This is a genomic window from Methylobacterium oryzae, assembly GCF_021398735.1.
In the GTDB taxonomy this organism is placed as follows: domain Bacteria; phylum Pseudomonadota; class Alphaproteobacteria; order Rhizobiales; family Beijerinckiaceae; genus Methylobacterium.
Map to the genome: position 1 here is coordinate 2,387,448 of NZ_CP090349.1, position 19,816 is coordinate 2,407,263.

The window sequence follows — 19,816 nt, forward strand, 5'->3', positions numbered from 1 at the left end:
GATCGGGTCTGTCCGAACGAAGCGCAGTCTGGCCGAGCGGCAATGGTGCGCTCGACCGAGAGGCCTCTTGTCCCTCACCCCAACCCTCTCCCGCACGGGAGAGGGGGCGATGGCGCGGCTGTCGCGTTCGGAGCCGCCGCCCTATCAAACCGTTCCAGAGCGATGGGGACAGGTTCTCGCGCCTCAACCCCATCCTCTCGCGGCGGGTCCACGGCGCCCTGAAACCGCGGTGCGGCCCGCTACCGGCCCCGGTACAGACCGTCGCCCTGCACCCGATCGTAGACGCCGTGCCCGGTCCGGGCACGATAGGCGCGGCCGGCGATCGCGCCGGGGGTCGGCGGCGTGCCGGGCTGCGCGAAGCTCGTCTCGGGCCGGTAGGCCGGCCCCCAGCCGATCTCCTCGTCGCCCGCGGGATCCTTGCCCGGGAAACCCGTGACGTAGCCCGTGCTCTGCGCGAGCGCGGGCCCGGCGGCGAGCCCGAGCAGGAGCGCCAGCGTGCAGCGGTACGTTGTCCTGGATCGCATCGGCCGTATTCTCCAGTCCGGTCCGCCGGGCGGACCACCTGCGGGGCAAACCCGGATCGGGAACGGAGGGTTTTCCGGCGTGTACTCATGCCGCGGGCGAGACGGCGGGCGGGCTGTTGGGAATTCCGGCCGGCCGCGGGGGCGGGCGATGATCGCGGAGGCGGGCGTCATGGACGACTGGAAGGCGGGGCTCCGGGCGGAAATGCGGGCCATCGACATCGCCACGGGCGAGGCGGCCTCGGCGCAGCTGCCGGACCTGCTGCGACGCCTGAGCCGGCATCAGGCCGGTCTCGGCGGCAACCCGGTCCTGTCGCTGTACCGGCGCTGGCGCATCCGGCGCCTGGCACGCGCCGTGGCGGACGCGCGCTGGCACGCGGAACAGGGCCGCCTCGCACGCCGCGGCGGGCTCGACCCGCGTCCGTGAACGGTCCCGCTCAGGCGGCGGAACGGCCCGCCCGCGGCGCCTCGCGCCTGACAATCGTGGAATCGGCCGTCGCGGAAGGGGCCGAGCCGGCCGGAACGCCGGCCTCGCGCTCGGCCGGCGTGGCCGGCAGGCGGACGAGCACGATGGTGCCCACCGTCTCCTCGGAGCGGATCCGGAGCGAGCCGCCGTGGAGCTCGACCATCGATCGGGTGATGGCGAGGCCCAGGCCCGAACCCTTGTGGCACCGGGTCATCTGCCGCTCGACCTGCGTGAAGGGCCGGCCGAGGCGGGCGAGGTCGGAGGTCGGGATGCCTATGCCGTTGTCCTCGATATAGAGGTGGGTGCACGCGCCGGCACGGCGGCCCCGGACGGCGACGCGGCCGCCGGCGGGCGTGAACTTCACGGCGTTCTGCACGAGGTTGGCGAGGATCTGCCGGATCGCCTGCGGATCGGCCAGCAGCTCGAGGCCGGGCACGACGTCGACGCTGACGGTGATCGCCTTCTCGCGGGCGGCCGCCTCGACGGGCGCGAGGGCCGCGCTGATCGCGGTCTCGGCGGAGATCGCCCTGGGGCTCAGGCGCACGCGCCGGGCCTCCAGCCGGGCCATGTCGAGGATGTCGTCGATCATGGACAGCAGGTGCGAACCGCTCTCGCGGATGTCGCGGCAATACTCGGTGTAGCGCGGGGTGCCGAGCGGCCCGAGAACCGCGTTCTCCATCACGTCGGCGAAGCCGATGATGGCGTTGAGCGGGGTGCGCAGCTCGTGGCTCATATTGGCCAGGAACTCCGCCTTGGCCTGGTTGGCCGCCTCGGCGGCCGCCTTCTGGTCGAGGTAGCGCTCGGCGAGATCCGCGAGCTGCTGGGTCTGGAGTTCGAGGGTGCGGCGGGACCGTTTGAGGTCCTTGACGGTCTCGATCAGCTCGCGCTCGGAGGCGAGGAGCTGCTCCTGGTTGCGCTTCAGGCTGGTGATGTCGGTCCCGACCGACACGTAGCCCCCGTCCTTCGTGCGCCGCTCGCTGATCTGCAGCCAGCGGCCGTCGGCGAGTTCCGCCTCGAAGGTGCGGGCCGCCATGTCGGTCAGCGCCATCCCGGCCTCGGGCGATTCCCGCCGGACCTGGGGCAGCACGCCGCGTCCCATCACGTCCGTGTAGCTCCGGCCCGCCTGCGCATCCTCGGGGCTCAGGGCGTGGAGGTGGCGGAATTTCGAATTGCACAGGACCAGGCGGTTGCCGGTATCCCAGAGCACGAAGGCCTCCGAGATCGCCTCGACGGCGTCGCGCAGGCGCATGTCGGCCGCGGCGTTGGTCTCCTCCAGGGCCCGCTGCTCGCTGATGTCGTTGGCGATGCCGACGAGGTGGCGGCCGCCGTCGGCGGCGTCCGCCACGACCTCCGCGCGGGCGCGCAGCCAGACGTAGGCCCCGTCGGCGCCGCGCATGCGGAAGGCGTGGTCGATATGCGTCTGGTTGGCCGCGAGCCCCCGGGCGAGGCTGTACAGGTCGCCGTCGTCGGGATGGACGAGGCCGTTGACGTCGCCGAACGAGAGGTACTCGTGCTGCCGCCTGTAGCCGAGCAGCGTGTACATCGAATCGGACCAGTAGATCCGGCCGCGCGCGATGTCCCAGTCCCACAACCCGCAGGCGCCCCGGCGCAGGGCGGTCTCCAGGCGGCCGCGGATCTGCTCGCGGGCCCGGTCGGCGCGGGCGGCCTGGCGCGTCTGCAGGCCGTAGGCCAGTCCGACTCCGACGATCACGATCGCGGCGGCGGCGATCAGGACGATCTGGTCGCGGGTCCGGGCGCTCCAGCCGCGCAGCAGCGGCTCGATGGGCTGGAGCACCGCCACCTGTCCCGCGCCGCCGGGCAGGCTGTGCACCGCGGCGAGCACGCTCTCGCCGCCGGGAAGCTCGAGGGCCATCGCGCCGGCGCGCTCGCCGAGGCCGGAGAGCGGCTCACTCTCGCCGAGCACCGCCGAGAGGGTCGTGCGGTCGGCCGGCAGCGGCGGATGGGCGGCGACGATGCGGGTGTCAGGGCGGACCACCAGCAGGCGGCGGCCGGGATGCCGCTCGCTCTCGGGCATCAGGGCGCGCAGGTCCTCCGCCACGGTGCCGGCCGGATCCACCGCCCGCGCGGCCAGACGGGCGAAGCCTTCGACCTCGGCCTTCGCGCCCGCCAGGATCTCGGCACGCTGGCCCTGGATATGGAGGGTGGCGAGCCCGACGAGGCAGGCCAGGAACACCGCGAGCGTTCCCGGCACGGCGTAGCGCAGCCAGCGCTCGGCCTGGCCGAGCCGCGGATCCCGGCTCCGCATGGGCCACGAGATCGTGAGACTCGAATCCGCACGCGCGGAGAAGGAAGCGGAAGCCGCCTCCGGCATGGCCGAACCTCGCCCGTGGGAACTGTGATCCGGTGTGGGCACCCGGCCCCCGAAGGCCCCCCGAATCTGACTGAATACAATCACTTCGGGGGGCAGTTTGTCCACGGATTTTTTACCATAAGGGCTTGACGGAACCCAGGTGTTGCCTGGGAGCCCGAGAATCGATTTCTACCGCAGGTTCAGACGGTTAGCCACCTCCGAGGGTGCGCGCGAGGATGTCGGCGGTGTCCCGGGAAAGCCCCGGGATCGCCTTGATCCCATTCAGCATTTCGACCGCTTTGGCGCCGCGTGATTTTTCCAGCCGGCGCCAGGATCCGAAGGCCGTGAGGAGCCGTGCGGCCACCTGTGGGTTGGTCGAATCGAGCGCCGCGACCGTCTCGGTCACGCGGGCGAATCCCGCCCCGTCCCGCCGGGCGAACTGGGTCGGGTTGCCGAACGCGAAGCTCCCGATCAGCGCCCGCACGCGGTTCGGGTTGGTCATGGTGAAGGCCGGGTGTTCCTGCAGCCGCGCGATCCGGTCGAGGGTGCCGGGCTCCGGGATCTGGGCCTGGAGGGCGAACCACTTGTCGAGGACCAGGGGCTCGTCGGCGTAGCGGGCCGCGAACTCCGCGAAGGCGGCCTCGCGGGTCTCCCCCGGGATCAGCGCCAGCGTGCCGAGGGCCGCGAGCCGGTCGGTCATGTTGGTGGCCTCGGCCAGCCGCGCGGCGGCGCGGGCGGCCCCCTCCCGGGGATCGCCGGCGGCGACCAGGTCGAGGGCCGCGTTGCGGAGCGACCGGCGCCCCGCCGAGGCGGCGTCGGGGCTGTAGGGCGCACCGGCCACCGGCGCGAGCGCCGCGTCGATCGATTCGAGCCGCGGCCGCAGGGCCTGGCCCAGACGCGCCCGCAGGTTGAATCGCGCCCGGTGGATCGCGTCGGGATCCACGTCGGCCGGCACCGCGTCGGCGGCCTCGCCCTCGCTCGGCAGCGCCAGGACCAGGGCCGCGAAGGCCGGGTCGGCCAGGGCCTCGTCTTCGAGGAACTGGCCGAGTGCCGCGGCGAACGCCTCCGTCCGATCGGCGTCTGGCTCGAGGATCAGCCGCAAAGCGACGTCCTGCGCGGCCTGCCAGCGGTTGAACGGGTCGCTGTCCTGCGCGAGGAGCCGCATCCGCTCCGCGTCGGTCAGGGTGAGGTCGAGCCGCACCGGGGCGGAGAAGTCGCGCAGGAGCGAGGGGACCGGCTCCTCGGCGACCGCGTCGAACACGATCTCGGCCTCGGGGCGGTCGAGCACGTAGACGCCGTCCCGCACGTCCGGGCAGGTCGCGCCCGTCAGCGGCCCGGACGCCCCGACGAGACCGAGGGCCACGGGGATCACCAGCGGCGGCCCGTCGGGCTCCGCGCCGCCGCCGGGCAGGCTCTGGGCGAGCCGGAGGGTGTAGCGCGCGGCGGCCGGATCGTGCGCGGCCGCGACGGCGAGGCGGGGCGTGCCGGGACGCTCGTACCAGCGGGCGAAGGCGCCGAGATCGCGCCCGGTCACGGCCGCGAAGGCCGCCAGGAAGTCCTCGACGGTGGCGGCGCGGCCGTCATTGTCGGCGTAGTACCGGTCCATGCCGGCCCGGAAGGCCTCGGGACCGATCAGCGTCCGCAGCATCCGGACGATCTCGGCGCCCTTGTCGTAGACGGTCGCCGTGTAGAAGTTGTTGATCTCCGCGTAGGCCCGCGGCCGCACCGGGTGCCGCAGCGGCCCGGCATCCTCGGGGAACTGGCGCGCCCGCAGGGAGCGCACCTCGGCGATGCGGTGCACCGGCCGGGAGCGCATGTCGGAGGAGAATTCCTGGTCGCGGAAGACCGTGAGACCCTCCTTCAGGCAGAGCTGGAACCAGTCCCGGCACGTGACGCGGTTGCCGGACCAGTTGTGGAAGTACTCGTGCGCGATGATCGCCTCGATCGCCGCGTAGTCACCGTCGGTCGCGGTCTCGGGACTCGCCAGGACGTATTTGTCGTTGAAGATGTTGAGGCCCTTGTTCTCCATGGCGCCCATGTTGAAGTCGGACACCGCGACGACGTTGAACACGTCGAGGTCGTAGGCGCGGCCGAAGGCGGTCTCGTCCCAGGCCATGGAGCGGATGACGGCGTCGAGGGCGTAGCCCGCCCGGTCCTCCTTGCCGGGCTCGACGTAGACCGCGCAGGTGACGGCGCGGCCCTCCATCGTGGTGAAGCGCGTCTCGACCTTCCCGAGCCGGCCGCCCACGAGGGCGAACAGGTAGGCGGGCTTCGGGTGGGGATCGTGCCAGATCGCGAAGTGGCGGCCCGGCCCGACCGCGCCGGTCCCGACGGGATTGCCGTTGCCGAGCAGGACCGGCGCCTCGGCCCGGTCGGCCTCGATGCGCGTGGTGTAGACCGACAGCACGTCCGGCCGATCGAGGAAGTAGGTGATCCGGCGGAAGCCGTCCGCCTCGCACTGGGTGCAGTAGACGCCGTTCGACCGGTAGAGGCCCATCAGCTTCGTGTTGGCGGTCGGATCCACCTCCGTGACGAGACGCAGCGCGAAGGGCCGCTGCGGCGGATCGCGGAGGATGAGGCCGGACGGCGTCGCCGCGTAGGCGTCGGGCGCCAGCGGCGCGCCGTCGAGCGCGACCGAGACCAGCCGGAGATCGTCGCCGTCGAGGGTGAGCGGCGCCGCCGGCACGCCGGCCGGGTTCGGCCGCAGCGTCAGCGTCGCGTCGATGCGGGTCGCGTGCGGGTCGAGACGGATGTCGAGGTCGACGCGATCGATCAGGTAGTCGCTGGGCCGGTATTCCTCGAGGCGGATCAGCGGCGGCGTCTCGGTGCGCATTCGGCTCACTCCGGGTGCGGGGCGGGCCCGTTCTGGTCCCTCGGAGCGCGCGGCGCAACGATCGGAGCCGTCGAAACGGCGCGCGTGGGGCGGTCCTCGCCCAGCTCAGAGCCCGGGGGCGGGGCGGCCTTCCGCGCGGAGCGGCCGCTCGAGGCCGACCCTGTCGAGCGTGGCGGACAGGCGCACGCGGACGAACGGCTCGGCCCAGCGCATGACGGCGTAGCTCAGCAGGAGCATGGCGCAGCACGCGGCCAGGAGCGCCGCGTAGGGCGGAACCCCGCCACCGACGAGGCGGTGGATCAGGGCGGCACCGTTGACGTTGTGCAGGAGGTAGAGCGGGTAGGTCATCAGCCCGAGCCGTCGGGCCAGCGCGCAGCCCCGCTCCCCGAGCCGCGCGCGGAGCCACGCGTTGCCGCGCACGCTGGCCACGATCATCAGGACGCAGCCCGCGAAGACGAGGCGCGGGAGGAGCGGAGCCTCGCTGCGGCTCATCTGGAACAGGAACGACCCGGCCGCGTCGCCGATCTCGACGAGCGCCCCGACGGCGCAGACGGCGATCACGCAGAGCCGACCGGCCGTCGGCCCCTTGACGAGCGACAACCACAGGAAGACGCCGAGCGCGAAGAAGCAGCCGTGGCGCAGGAGCGTCAGCTCGGCCACGCGGTTCGCCGCCAGGGCGGAGAGGTTCGGCACGGCCAGGGTCGCGACCCAGAAGAGGGTGCTCACACCGCCGACCACCGCGCAGACCGGGCCGATGCTCCGGAATCGCCCGCGCCGCAGCAGCGCGAAGACGAGTGCGTAGAAGGCGATCTCGACGCCGAGGGTCCAGTAGACACCGTCCAGCCACGGCTCGACCGGAACGAACAGGACGCAGTCGAGATAGGCCCGCAGCACGTGCCGACCGGACCCCATGCGGCCGATGGCGAGCGAGACCAGGGCGGTGAGCGTGGCGCAGATCCAGACCGCCGGCACGAGGCGCAGGATGCGGCTGCGCAGGAAGGCGCGCGCGGTCGCGTGCTCGGCCGAGTAGGCGATCACGAAGCCCGAGATGACGAAGAACAGCTCGACCCCGATCCAGCCGAACCACGTCCAGGCGAACAGGCCGGGGTAAGCTGCGGCGGAGTCGAAGGCGCGCCCGGCCGTCGAGAGCGGCGCCTGCCACGCGTAGGCGCCCAGATGAAAGACCATGACCAGCATTGCGGCGAGAAATCGCGCCGCATCGAGACCGATCATCTGTGCATCATGCCTGCCGCGCTCGGATCCCTGCGTCCTCATCACGGCCCCCGACGTTCGAAACCGCTCTCATCATCCCGCGAGATAAGACGAATCCGTCGCAGCCGGGCTACATCTTGCTGGGTAAGCCGCGCCCATACTTTCGGCCGAAGGGTCTCTCCTCCGGCGGATCGGGAGTTCGCGGCGGGACCGTAGGGACGCACGCGGCGCGAGGCCGGCCGTCGGGCCGATGATGCCGGGGGCTGCCGAAACGCCCGCCCGGCCGGCCCGACGCGGTTCGACCGCGCGAACGCCCGGGCCCGATTGTCCCGAGTCTGTACCGCACGGCCTTCTCACCGCCGGAGCGGCCGCTAGCTAGCGGGGCGAGTCAGCCGGAGCGGGCCGGCGGCCCGGCTTCGAAGAGAACAGGACAGGATCCGATGGAATTTCTGCACACCATGGTCCGGGTCGCCGACCTCGACCGGGCACTCGCCTTCTACGTCGATACGTTCGGCCTGAAGGAGGTGCGCCGCGTCGAGAACGAGAAGGGCCGCTTCACCCTCGTCTTCCTCGCCGCGCCCGGCGATGTCGAGCGGGCCTCGGCGACCAAGTCGCCCCTGATCGAGCTCACCTACAACTGGGATCCGGAGACCTACTCGGGCGGGCGCAATTTCGGCCATCTCGCCTATCAGGTCGACGACATCTACGGCTTCTGCGCGAAGCTGCAGGAGAAGGGCGTCACCATCAACCGGCCGCCGCGCGACGGCTACATGGCCTTCGTGAAGTCGCCGGACGGAATCTCCATCGAGATCCTCCAGAAGGGCGGCGCCAAGGAGCCGCAGGAGCCGTGGAAGTCGATGGAGAATACCGGCACCTGGTAGCGGGCCCGCACCCTTGACCCGGACGGCCCCGCGGGCGCATCTGCCCGCGGATCAGCCGGCCGGGCGGCCGCTCCGGACGCGCGAGCGTTCGGGGAGGAAAGTCCGGGCTCCATGGAGAGACGGTGCCGGATAACCTCCGGCGGGGGCGACCCCAGGGACAGTGCCACAGAGAGCAGACCGCCCCGGATCCGTCCGGGGTCAGGGTGAAAGGGTGCGGTAAGAGCGCACCGCGGACGCGGCAACGCGGACGGCACGGCAAACCCCACCGGGAGCAAGACCGAATAGGGGCGGCGCGCCCTTCGCGAGAAGGGCAGGCCGGCTCTCCAGGCCAGTCGCCCGGGTTGGTTGCTCGAGGCGGTCGGCGACGATCGTCCCAGAGGAATGGCTGCCACGTCGGGGCGCGCAAGCGCTCCGGCCCTACAGAACCCGGCTTACAGGCCGGCTGATCCACTTCCCGATAAGACCTGCGTCTTCAACGCCTTATCGATCCGGCGCGGGGCCGGGCCGGCGGGCGGCGCGCCGAAGATTCCGGCGCGGCAAAAACCTTCGGTTAACCTTGCCGGGTTCAGATCGGTCCGCGCGGCAGTGCCAAGCTTGTGCGTTGACGATCCTCCGAGGCCCATGATACCCGGCATCCTCCCGTCAACGGCGTGTATCGGATCGCCGGGCGCACCCTGCCATCGCGCAGGTCCCGTCCGTGCGCGGCGTCTTGCGCGCTCCGCATCCGGTGCCGTTCCCGTCACGCGCGCCGCGCTCGCGCGGCCCGGCACAGGGCACCATGAGACGCACGAGCCGCATCCGCGCCCGGGTTTCCGGGACGCGCCGACACTCCGCCCGTCCGCGCGCGCCACGGTGCGCCGCCCCGGCGAGGCGCCCATGAGCCGGCGCCGCCCCGCTCCCGAGAGTCCGCCCCGCCACGGCGGCGCCGATGCGCCGTCCGAGCCGCACGTGCCCGTCCTCCTCGCGGAGGTCGTCGAGGCGCTCGGCACCGAGGGCGGGATCGCGGTCGACGGCACCTTCGGTGCCGGCGGCTACACCCGCGCGCTGCTCGCGGCGGATCCGGCCCTGCAGGTCGTCGCGATCGACCGCGACCCCACGGCGATCGCGGCCGGGCAGGCGCTCGTCGCCGAGTCCGGCGGGCGCCTGCGCCTCCTGTCCGGCCGTTTCGGCGACCTCGACAGCCTTCTCGCGGAGGCCGGCATCGCGCAGGTCGACCGGGTCGTCCTCGATATCGGCGTCTCGTCGATGCAGCTCGACGCGCCGGAGCGGGGCTTCTCGTTCCGCAGCGACGGCCCCCTCGACATGCGCATGGGCTGCGACGGGCCGAGCGCCGCCGACCTCGTCAACGAGGCCGACGAGACCGTGCTGGCCGACATCATCTACCATTACGGCGAGGAGCGGCGCTCGCGCGCGGTCGCGCGGACCATCCTGGAGGCGCGCCGCCGCGGGCGGATCGAGTCCACCGCGCAGCTGGCCGAACTCGTCGCCGGCGTGGTCCGGACCGAGCCGGGCAGCCACATCCACCCGGCGACGCGGACTTTCCAGGGCCTGCGGATCGCCGTGAACGACGAGCTCGGCGAGCTGGTCCGCGCCCTGCACGCGGCCGAGCGCGCGCTCAGGCCCGGCGGCCGGCTCGCCGTCGTGACGTTCCACTCGCTCGAGGACCGCATCGTCAAGCAGTTCTTCGCGGCGCGCAGCGGTCGCTCCGCGCAGGGCTCCCGCCACCTGCCCGGGGGGCCGGTCGAGACCGTCCGCAGCTTCCGTCCCGTCACGAAGGGCCCGGTCCTGCCGGGCGAGGCCGAGACCGCCCGCAACCCGCGCGCGCGCTCGGCCAAGCTCCGGGCGGCGGAGCGCACCGAATCCGAAGTTCCCGAACCGCTGGCCGCGCTGACCGCGCTGGCGAGCCTGCCCGACGCGGCCCGCGGAGGCCATCGCCGATGATCCGCCTCCTGAACCTGCTGGCGGTGGCCGGCCTCGTCGCCTCGGCGATCTACGCCTACTCGATCAAGTACGACACGCTCTACCAGGGCGGTCAGGTCTCGAAGCTCCAGACCGCCCTGCACAAGGAGCGGCAGGCGATCGCCGTGCTGCGCGCCGAGTGGCAGCTCCTGACGCGGCCCGACCGGCTCCAGGCGGCCGTCGACAAGCATCTCGCCCTGGAGCCGATCGGCACCAGCCACCTCGCGCGCCTCTCGGATCTGCCCGCCCGGCCGGAGCGCGGCGACGAGATCGGCCGTCTGCTCGCCGCCACAGCGACGCCCAAAGACAAAGGAGCGATCGAGCCGCGCACGACCGGCTCGATCACCCGCACCGTCACCACGACCCGCACCCCGACGACGGCTTCGAGGTAAACCCCCGTGTCCGATCACGCCGACCAGACCCTAGACCCGGCGGTCGAGCCCGCCGTGTCGGACCACGAGGCGGCGCTGCTCGAAGCCGCCGCGCTGGCGCATGCCGCCGGCGCGCCGCGCCCCCTGGAGGAGGAGGCGCGCGAGCCCGAGCCGCGCGCCGACCGCGCCAAGGCGCTCCTGCGCAGCATGTTCCGGCTGGCGATCGAGCGCTCGCACATGCGGGTCGCGATGGTCGGGCTCGTCTTCGTCGGCGTGTTCGGGACGATCTCGGCCAAGCTCCTGATGATGGCGATCTTCGGAGAGCCGCCCAGCCAGGAGCACCGGGTCGCAGCCGCGTCCTCGACCGCCTTCCGGCCCGACATCATCGACCGCAACGGCGAGATCCTGGCCACCGACATCCGCACGGTCTCGGTCTTCGCCGAGCCGGGCAACATCTACGACAAGGACGAGGCGGTCGAGCTGCTCACCGCCGTCCTGCCGGAGCTCAACGCCTCCGAGCTGCGCGCCAAGCTGACGCAGCGCAAGGACAAGAAGGGCGCGGGCTTCGTCTGGGTGAAGCGCGAGCTGACCCCGAAGCAGCAGGCCGAGGTCCACCGGCTCGGCATCCCCGGCATCGGCTTCCTGCCCGACCACAAGCGGGTCTACCCGAACGGCGTCGCGGCCGCCCACATCCTGGGCGCGACGAACCTCGACGGCATCGGCATCGCCGGCATGGAGAAGTACATCGACTCCACCGGCCTGCAGGCCCTCAACAGCTTCGGGCTGATCAACAAGCAGGCCGACCTGAAGCCGGTGCAGCTGTCACTCGACCTGCGCGCGCAGTTCGCCGTGCGCGACGAGCTGGCCTGGGGCATCGACCACTTCAAGGCCAAGGCCGGCGCCTCGATGATCCTCGACGTGAAGACCGGCGAGGTCATCGCGCTCGTCTCCATGCCGGATTTCGACCCGAACGACCCGAAGGACGCGCTCTCGCCCGACCGCATCAACCGGATGAATGTCGGCGTCTACGAGATGGGCTCGACCTTCAAGGCGATGACCCTCGCCATGGCGCTCGATTCCGGCAAGTACAACGTCAACTCGACCTTCGACACCCGGGGCGGCGTGCTGAACTGGGGCCGGCAGAAGATCCACGAGTACCACGGCACGAACCGCGTCATCACCATGCCGGAGGTGTTCACCCACTCCTCCAACATCGGCTCCGCCAAGATGGCGCTCGGCGTCGGCGTGCCCGGCCACAAGGCCTTCCTGAAGAAGATGGGCCTGCTCGACCGGCTGCGCACCGAGCTGCCGGAGAGCGCGGCGCCGATCGTCCCGTCTCGCTGGACCGAGATCAACACCATCACCATCGCGTTCGGTCACGGCATCGCGGTGGCGCCGATCCAGGCCGCGGCCGCGGTGGCGGCCATCGCCAACGGCGGCGACCTGATGACGCCGACCTTCCTCAAGACGACGCCCGAGGCTGCGCGGGCGCGGGCCACGCACGTCCTCTCGGGCCAGACCTCCGAGGCGATGCGCTACATCATGCGGCTCAACGCCGCCGAGGGCTCGGCCAAGAAGGCGGCGGTCCCGTACTACTTCGTCGGCGGCAAGACCGGCACCGCCGAGAAGGTCATCGGCGGCCGCTACATCCACAACCGCCTGTTCACGACCTTCATGGCGGCCGCGCCGATGAACGATCCGAAGTACCTGTTCGTCACGATCATGGACGAGCCGCAGGGCCTGCCGGAATCGGGCGGCTACGCCACGGCGGCCTGGAATTCCGGCGTGGTCACCGGCAAGGTGATCGAGCGCGTGGCGCCGATCCTCGGCCTGCCGCCGCAATTCGAGCCGCCGGTGAGGCCGTTCCCGCAGATGGTCAAGCTCAACGCCTACCACGTCAACCAGCTGGGCGGCCCGTGAGATCGGATCGATGAGGGTGCAGCGATGAGCGCGCGGCTCGCCGACCTCTTCCCCGAGGCCGCCGGCCCCGCCGCGGACCTGACCGTCTCGGACCTCACGGCCGACAGCCGGCAGGTCGCGACCGGCACGGTGTTCGTCGCCGTTCCCGGCACGAAGGCCGACGGCCGACGCTTCGCCGCGCAGGCCGCGCAGCGCGGCGCCGCCGCGGTCGCCGGGGAGGGGACCCGTCCCGCCGACCTGCCCGACGCGGTCGCCTGGATCCCGGTCGCCGACGCGCGCCGGTCGCTCGCCCTCGCGGCGGCCCGCCTCGCGGGCCCGCAGCCCGAGACCGTGGTGGCGGTGACCGGCACCGCCGGGAAGAGCTCGGTGGCCGACTTCGTCCGCCAGATCCTGGCGCGCATCGGCCGCGACTCCGCGAGCCTCGGCACCGTCGGCATCGTCACCAATCGCGGCGCGCAGTACGGCTCCCTCACGACTCCGGATCCCGTGACGCTGCACCGGACGCTGGCGCAACTCGCAGCGGACGGCGTCACCGACCTCGCCATGGAGGCGTCCTCCCACGGGATCGAGCAGCGCCGGCTCGACGGCGTGCGCCTCGACGCGGCGGGCTTCACCAATCTCGGCCGGGACCATCTCGACTACCACGCGAGCATCGAGGAGTACCTCGCGGCCAAGCTACGCCTCTTCACGGACCTACTCCCGGCGGGCCGCCCGGCCATCGTCAACGCCGACGGCGCCTACGCCGAGCGCGTCATCGCCGCCGCCGAGGCCGCCGGCCGGCCGGTCCGCACGGTCGGGCGGGGCGGCCGGGACCTGCGGGTCGAGGCGGTCCGCACGGAGGGGTTCGCGCAGGTCGCCCGGATCCTGTTCGCGGGCCGGGCCCGGGAGCTGCGCCTGCCGCTCGTCGGCGAGTTCCAGGTCGAGAATGCCCTGGTGGCGGCCGGCCTCGCACTGGCTACCCCGGCGGGGGCGGCCGATCCCGACGGCGTCCTGGCGGCCCTCGACCACCTCACCGGCGTCCCCGGCCGCATGGAGCGGATCGGCGAGGCACGGGGCGGCCTCTGCCTCGTCGACTACGCCCACAAGCCCGAGGCCCTGGAGAGCGTGCTCGCCGCGCTCCGCCCCTTCGCGTCGGGCCGGCTGATCGCGGTGTTCGGCTGCGGCGGCGACCGCGACCGGGGCAAGCGGCCGCTGATGGGCGCCATCGCGCAGCGGCTCGCCGACGTCGTCATCGTCACGGACGACAACCCGCGCACCGAGGACGCGGCCGCCATCCGCCGGGCCATCCTGGACGCGGCGCCGGGCGCGGAGGAGATCGGCGACCGGTCGGAGGCGATTCACAGCGCCGTCGACCGGCTCGGGCCGGGCGACGTGCTGGTCGTGGCCGGCAAGGGTCATGAAACCGGCCAGATCGTGGGAGATCGCACGCTGCCGTTCTCGGACCACGCGGTCCTGCGCGCCGCGATCGCCGCGGCGGCCTGAGGACGACGGGGGACCGACGATGACCGCACTCTGGACGCGGCAGGAGCTGGAATCCGCGACGGGCGGCCGGTTGATCGGCGCCGGGCGCGCGATCGGCGGCGCCTCAATCGACACCCGCACGCTCCAGCCCGGCGACCTGTTCTTCGCGATCCGCGGCGACACCCGCGACGGCCACGACTTCGTCCCCGACGCCCTGGGGCGCGGCGCCGGCGCCGCCGTGGTGAGCGCCGCGCGCGCCGAGGCGCTCGCGGTCCACGGCCCCGTCCTGGCGGTGCCCGAGGGGGGCGCCGACCCGGTTCTCACCGCGATGGTGCGCCTCGGTGCCGCCGCCCGGGACCGGACGCGCGCGCAGGTCGTGGCGGTCACGGGCTCGGTCGGCAAGACCGGGACCAAGGAGGCCCTGCGCCACGTCCTGTCCGAGCAGGGCGAGACCCACGCCTCGGCGGCCTCCTACAACAACCACTGGGGCGTGCCCCTGACCCTGACGCGGATGCCGCGCTCCGCGCGCTACGGCGTGTTCGAGATCGGCATGAACCACGGCGCCGAGATCGTATCGCTGACCGCGCAGGTCCGACCGGACATCGCGCTGATCACCACGATCGCACCCGCCCATATCGAGCATTTCGCCTCGCTGGCCGCGATCGCGGACGCGAAGGGCGAGATCTTCTCCGGGCTCCAGCCCGGCGGCGTCGCCATCCTGAACCGCGACGCCCCGCATTTCGACCGCCTGGCCGCCCACGCCCAGGCCTCCCGGGCGGGCCGGGTGGTGACCTTCGGCGAGCACGCGGATGCCGACGTCCGCGCCCTGAGGATCGTGCTGCGGCCCGACCTGTCGGTGATCGACGCGGTGGTGATGGGCCAGCCCGTCACTTACAAGCTCGGCACCGCCGGCCGGCACGCGGCGCTGAACTCGCTGGGCGTCATGGCGGTGGTCCACAGCCTCGGGGCCGACCTCGCCCGCGCGGCCCTGTCGCTCGGGGGGCTAAAGCCGCCGGCGGGGCGCGGCGAGCGCACCCCCCTCGAGATCGGCGGCGGCACCGCCTACCTCGTGGACGAGAGCTACAACGCCAATCCCGTCGCCGTCCGCGCGGCGCTGGCGACCCTGGCGGGGATCGAGACCGGGCCCCGCGGCCGCCGGATCGCGGTGCTGGGCGACATGCTCGAGCTCGGCGCCGCCGCGCCCGACCTGCATCGCGGCCTGGCGGAGGCGATCGAGGCGGCCCGGGTCGACCTCGTCTTCACGGCCGGTCCGCTGATGCGCCACCTGTTCGAGGCCCTGCCGGTGAGCCGCCGCGGCGCGGTGGCCGACACCGCGGCCGACCTGCTCGAGCCGCTCGCCCGGACCCTGCGGTCCGGCGACGCCGTCATGGTGAAGGGATCGAACGGCAGCCGCATGGGCCGGATTGTCGAGGCGCTGAAAGCCCGCTACGCGGTCGATCCGACCCGGCGGACCCAGGCCGTCCCGTGACCGGCACGCCTGCGCGTGCGGCGCCGTCCCCCGAAACCTGAGCCTGAACAAGGGGGCCGAGCGCCCGGATGCTGTACCTTCTCTCGGACCTGAGCAGCAGCTTCACGCCGCTCAACGTGTTCCGCTACATCACCTTCCGCACCGGCGGCGCGCTGTTCACGGCGGGCCTGTTCGTGTTCTGGTTCGGGCCCTGGATCATCTCGCTGCTGCGGATCCGCCAGGGCAAGGGCCAGCCGATCCGCGAGGACGGGCCGCAGACCCATCTGCTGACCAAGCGCGGCACGCCGACCATGGGCGGCCTGATGATCCTGGCCGGCGCCGTCGTGGCGATCCTGCTCTGGGCCAACCCGCGCAACCACTACGTCTGGGTGACGCTGACCGTCACCCTCGGCTTCGGCGCGATCGGCTTCTACGACGACTACCTCAAGGTCACGAAGCAGTCGCACAAGGGCTTCTCGGGCAAGTTCCGCCTCGCCCTCGAGGCGTTGATCGCCATGGCGGCCTGCGTGACCATCGCGGTCTACTCGCCCGCCGCGCTGCAGAATCAGCTCGCCTTCCCGGTGTTCAAGGACGCGCTGCTGAACCTCGGCTGGTTCTACCCGCTGTTCGGCGCCTTCGTGATCGTCGGGGCGGGCAATTCCGTGAACATGACCGACGGCCTCGACGGCCTCGCGATCGTGCCGGTGATGATCGCCTGCGGCACGTTCGGCTTCATCGCGTACCTCGTCGGCAACTCGTTCACCGCCAGCTACCTGCAGGTGAACTACGTCCGCGACACGGGCGAGCTCGCCGTCGTCTGCGGCGCGGTCATCGGCGCCGGACTCGGCTTCCTCTGGTTCAACGCGCCGCCGGCCCAGATCTTCATGGGCGATACCGGCTCCCTGGCGCTGGGCGGCCTGCTGGGCTCCATCGCGGTGGCGACGAAGCACGAGATCGTCCTGGCGATCGTCGGCGGCCTCTTCGTGCTGGAGATGATGTCGGTGATCATCCAGGTCGCGTCGTTCAAGCTCACGGGCAAGCGCGTGTTCCGCATGGCGCCGATCCACCACCATTTCGAGCAGAAGGGCTGGAAGGAGCCGCAGGTCGTGATCCGGTTCTGGATCATCGCGGTGATCCTGGCGATGGCCGGCCTGGCGACGCTGAAGCTGCGCTGAGAAATCGTGCTAGACGGGCGGCCTGAGAGGTCGATCCGATCCTCGCCCTCGTCCTGAGGCGCGGCCGCGGAGGGGAGCCTCGAAGGAGGCTTCCGGCCGGCCGCGCGATCCCGGGAGCCCGCCTTCGGGGTCGCCGAGGCGGGGCGCCCGGGACGAGGGTCCGGTTCGGGTCGGCCGGGTCCGGCCGCCGCATCCGGAGTTCCGCATGACACCCGTCACCGTCTTCCAGGACAAGACCGTCGCCCTGTTCGGGCTCGGCGGCTCGGGGCTCGCCACGGCGCTGGCGCTGAAGGCCGGTGGCGCGGCCGTGCAGGCCTGGGACGACAATGCCGACAGCCTCGCCCGCGCGCGGGAGGCCGGCATAGAGACGCGGGACCTGCGCGCGGCCGACTGGTCTGCGTTCGCCGCCTTCGTGCTGAGCCCGGGCGTGCCGCTGACCCATCCCGAGCCGCACTGGAGCGTCCGGCTCGCCCGGGATGCCGGCGTCGAGATCATCGGCGACATCGAGCTGTTCTGCCGGGAGCGGCGGGCGCAGGCGCCGGGGGCGCCGTTCGTGGCGATCACCGGGACCAACGGCAAGTCGACCACCACGGCGCTGATCGCCCACGTGCTCGCGCAGGGGGGCCGCGACGTGCAGATGGGCGGCAACATCGGCACCGCGATCCTGTCGCTGGAGCCGCCGGCCGCCGACCGCGTCCACGTGATCGAGATGTCGTCGTTCCAGATCGACCTGACGCCGAGCCTCGACCCGAGCGTCGGCGTGCTGATGAACATCACGCCGGACCATCTCGACCGGCACGGCACGATGGAGCAGTACGCGGCCATCAAGGAGCGCCTGATCCAGGGCGCCGACCTCGCGGTGGTCGGCGTCGACGACGCCCCGAGCCGCGCCATCGCGGACCGCCGCGGCGCCGACCTCGTGCGCGTCCACGTGCCCCACGGCGACGTGCTGTGCACCGACGCGCTGACGGTGCGCGACGGGATCGTCCGGGAGCCGGACGGGACGGCCCTCGCCGACGTCAACGGGATCGGCTCGCTCCGGGGGGCGCACAACTGGCAGAACGCCGCGGTGGCGGTGGCCGTCGCGCGGGCCCTCGACCTGTCGCCGGAGCAGATCCAGGCCGGCCTCACCTCGTTCCCGGGCCTGCCGCACCGGATGGAGGAAGTCGGGCGGCGCGGCCACGTGCTGTTCGTCAACGATTCCAAGGCGACGAACGCGGATTCCACCGAGAAGGCCCTCACCGCCTTCCGGGACATCCACTGGATCCTCGGCGGCAAGGCCAAGGAGGGCGGGATCTTCCCGCTGGTGCCGTATTTCGAGCGGGTCGCGCACGCCTACCTGATCGGCGCGGCGTCGGACGCCTTCGCGGCGACCCTGGAGGGCGCCGTGCCCTACACGCGCTGCGAGACCCTCGAGAACGCCGTCCCGAAGGCCGCCGAGAACGCCGCCGCCTCGGGCGCACCGGAGCCGGTGGTGCTCCTGTCGCCGGCCTGCGCGTCCTACGACCAGTTCCGGAACTTCGAGATCCGCGGCAACCGCTTCCGCGAGCTGGTTCAGGCGCTGCCCTGAGGCAGCGCCACTTCAGCGCGCCAGAACCTCAGCGCGCCAGAACCTTGGCGGCGTCGCGGGTGGTGTCGACCGCATGCGAGACGTTGGCCACCGACTGGACGATCGCCCCGATGTTGCCTGTGATCTCCGTGACGGCCCCCGCGGCGCTCTGCATGCTCTCGGCCAGATCCCGGGTCACGGCACTCTGCTCCTCGATGGCGGCCGCGGTGGCCACCACGGTCTCGCGCATCACCGAGACCGAGGACCCGATCGAGCTGAGAGCCTGCACGACCTCCTGCGAGACGCGCTGCACGCTGGCGATCTCGCCGTTGATCTGACCGGTGGCGCGCGCCGCCTGGTCGGCCAGCGCCTTAACCTCGGAGGCGACGACCGCGAAGCCGCGGCCCGCCGCGCCCGCGCGGGCGGCCTCGATGGTGGCGTTCAGCGCCAGCAGGTTGATCTGGCCGGCGATGTCCTGGATCAGACCGACGATGCCGGTCATGGCGGTGGCGGTCTCGGCCAGCCGTTTGGTGTGGCCGTCCGCGTCCTGAACGCAGGCATAGGCGGTGTCGGTGGCGCTCTGGGAGCGCACGATGCTCTGAGACATCTCCGCCACCGAGGCCGCCAGCTCCTCGGCGGCGGCCGCCACGGTCTGGACGTTCCCGGAGGTCGAGTCCGCCGCCGACGAGGCCAGCGAGGCCGCCGTGGTCGAGTGCGTCACCGCCTGCTCGATCTCGCCGAAGTTCTGATCGATCAGGGTCCGCAGGTTGGCGAACAGTCGGACCTGGTCGCTGATGTCGGTGGCGAATTTCACCACCTTGTAGGGCCGGCCGGCGGCGTCGAGGATCGGGTTGTAGGAGGCCTGGATCCAGACTTCGCGCCCGTCCTTGCCGATCCGCCGGAACTGGGCCGCCTGATAGGTGCCGTTCCGCAGGGCCGCCCAGAAGGCCCGGTAGGCCTCGCTCTCCCGGTAGGCGGGCTCCACGAACAGGCTGTGATGCTGCCCGAGCACCTCGGCGCGGCTGTAGCCCATCGCGGCGAGGAAATTGTCGTTCACCGCGATCACCGTGCCGTCGAGGTCGAAGGCGATGACCGCCTGCACCTTGTCGATCGCGGCGATCTGCCCGGCGCGGTCGGCCTCCTCGGTGCGCTGCTGCGTGATGTCGGTGGCGAACTTCACCACCTTGTAGGGCCGGCCGCGGACGTCGAGCATCGGGTTGTAGGAGGCCTGGATCCAGATCGACCGGCCGCCCCGACCGACCCGCTGGAACTGGCCCGACTCGAAGGTGCCGGAGCGCAGGCGCTCCCAGAAGGCCCGGTAATCCGGGGCGTCCCGCTGGGCCGGCTCCATGAACATGCTGTGGTGCTGGCCGACGATCTCCGGCAGCGTGTACCCGACGACGTCGAGGAAATTCCGGTTCGCCGACAGGATCCGCCCCGCCAGGTCGAACTCGATCACGCCCTGAACCCGGTCGAGGGCCGCGAGCTTGGCATGCGCTTCACGGACGTTCAGGGCAGAGAACATGGCGCGTCGGCTTCCGCTGGGCGGATCGGGCGCGGCGCACCGCGACCCGCCGGGTCGATACATCCGAAAGTTGCAATGGGAAGATTAACATAGAGTGTCTTTTTACTAGTATTGCGCGGTCCTAATACAGCATCCCAGGGGCCGCCGGCTGCGTGGCCGGCGCG

The 19,816-nt window shown here is 72.1% G+C and carries 14 protein-coding genes and 1 other RNA gene; 10 read left to right on the forward strand and 5 right to left on the reverse strand.

The features are described 5' to 3' along the window. Positions 1-239 precede the first annotated feature (239 nt). Entirely contained in the window at positions 240-524 is a 285-nt protein-coding gene (locus LXM90_RS11450) for a hypothetical protein (RefSeq protein ID WP_020094113.1), read from the reverse strand. A gap of 169 nt (positions 525-693) precedes the next feature. On the opposite strand from LXM90_RS11450, the gene LXM90_RS11455 reads away from it, so the two are divergent. Continuing rightward, positions 694-948: a hypothetical protein gene (locus tag LXM90_RS11455; RefSeq protein WP_026605077.1), complete on the forward strand. Its 255-nt coding sequence runs from the start codon at positions 694-696 to the stop codon at positions 946-948. Between the two features lie 10 nt (positions 949-958). On the opposite strand, the gene LXM90_RS11460 is transcribed toward LXM90_RS11455, so the two are convergent. The 3 genes from LXM90_RS11460 to LXM90_RS11470 all read right to left on the reverse strand — a co-directional run bounded on the left by LXM90_RS11460 (position 959) and on the right by LXM90_RS11470 (position 7,364). Then, positions 959-3,253, reverse strand: coding sequence for a PAS domain-containing sensor histidine kinase (locus tag LXM90_RS11460; protein ID WP_234082780.1), 2,295 nt, complete (start codon positions 3,251-3,253; stop codon positions 959-961). Positions 3,254-3,506: 253 nt separating this feature from the next. Continuing rightward, on the reverse strand, positions 3,507-6,131 hold the full coding sequence (gene pepN / locus LXM90_RS11465) for an aminopeptidase N (RefSeq protein ID WP_234082782.1): 2,625 nt from the start codon (positions 6,129-6,131) through the stop codon (positions 3,507-3,509). 105 nt (positions 6,132-6,236) lie between these two features. Beyond that, positions 6,237-7,364 carry an acyltransferase family protein gene (locus LXM90_RS11470; RefSeq protein ID WP_234082784.1) on the reverse strand — a complete coding sequence of 376 codons (1,128 nt, stop codon included), beginning with the start codon at positions 7,362-7,364 and terminating at the stop codon, positions 6,237-6,239. A gap of 419 nt (positions 7,365-7,783) precedes the next feature. On the opposite strand from LXM90_RS11470, the gene LXM90_RS11475 reads away from it, so the two are divergent. The 9 genes from LXM90_RS11475 (at position 7,784) to murD (ending at position 18,148) form a co-directional block, all read left to right on the forward strand. Then, positions 7,784-8,224, forward strand: coding sequence for a VOC family protein (locus LXM90_RS11475; RefSeq protein ID WP_056534063.1), 441 nt, complete (start codon positions 7,784-7,786; stop codon positions 8,222-8,224). Between the two features lie 51 nt (positions 8,225-8,275). Beyond that, positions 8,276-8,674: RNase P RNA component class A (rnpB, locus tag LXM90_RS11480), an RNA gene on the forward strand. A 426-nt stretch (positions 8,675-9,100) separates the two neighbouring features. Then, positions 9,101-10,165, forward strand: coding sequence for a 16S rRNA (cytosine(1402)-N(4))-methyltransferase RsmH (rsmH, locus tag LXM90_RS11485; protein WP_234082785.1), 1,065 nt, complete (start codon positions 9,101-9,103; stop codon positions 10,163-10,165). Further along, a complete protein-coding gene (gene ftsL / locus LXM90_RS11490) occupies positions 10,162-10,575 on the forward strand; it encodes a cell division protein FtsL (RefSeq protein WP_012319332.1) in 414 nt (137 codons plus the stop codon). The genes rsmH and ftsL overlap by 4 nt, the downstream gene beginning before the upstream one ends. 54 nt (positions 10,576-10,629) lie before the next feature. Next, positions 10,630-12,474, forward strand: coding sequence for a peptidoglycan D,D-transpeptidase FtsI family protein (locus tag LXM90_RS11495; protein ID WP_419149865.1), 1,845 nt, complete (start codon positions 10,630-10,632; stop codon positions 12,472-12,474). A gap of 24 nt (positions 12,475-12,498) precedes the next feature. Next, on the forward strand, positions 12,499-13,956 hold the full coding sequence (locus tag LXM90_RS11500; RefSeq protein WP_234082789.1) for a UDP-N-acetylmuramoyl-L-alanyl-D-glutamate--2,6-diaminopimelate ligase: 1,458 nt from the start codon (positions 12,499-12,501) through the stop codon (positions 13,954-13,956). A 19-nt stretch (positions 13,957-13,975) separates the two neighbouring features. Further along, positions 13,976-15,424 (forward strand): UDP-N-acetylmuramoylalanyl-D-glutamyl-2,6-diaminopimelate--D-alanyl-D-alanine ligase, encoded by a 1,449-nt coding sequence (locus tag LXM90_RS11505; RefSeq protein ID WP_234082790.1) that lies wholly within the window; start codon positions 13,976-13,978, stop codon positions 15,422-15,424. Between the two features lie 68 nt (positions 15,425-15,492). Continuing rightward, on the forward strand, positions 15,493-16,578 hold the full coding sequence (gene mraY, locus LXM90_RS11510) for a phospho-N-acetylmuramoyl-pentapeptide-transferase (protein ID WP_020094123.1): 1,086 nt from the start codon (positions 15,493-15,495) through the stop codon (positions 16,576-16,578). Positions 16,579-16,783: 205 nt separating this feature from the next. After that, positions 16,784-18,148 (forward strand): UDP-N-acetylmuramoyl-L-alanine--D-glutamate ligase, encoded by a 1,365-nt coding sequence (gene murD, locus LXM90_RS11515; protein ID WP_020094124.1) that lies wholly within the window; start codon positions 16,784-16,786, stop codon positions 18,146-18,148. Between the two features lie 28 nt (positions 18,149-18,176). Here murD and LXM90_RS11520 read toward each other — a convergent pair whose 3' ends face one another. Beyond that, positions 18,177-19,652: a PAS domain-containing methyl-accepting chemotaxis protein gene (locus LXM90_RS11520; protein WP_020094125.1), complete on the reverse strand. Its 1,476-nt coding sequence runs from the start codon at positions 19,650-19,652 to the stop codon at positions 18,177-18,179. Between the last annotated feature and the right edge of the window lie 164 nt (positions 19,653-19,816).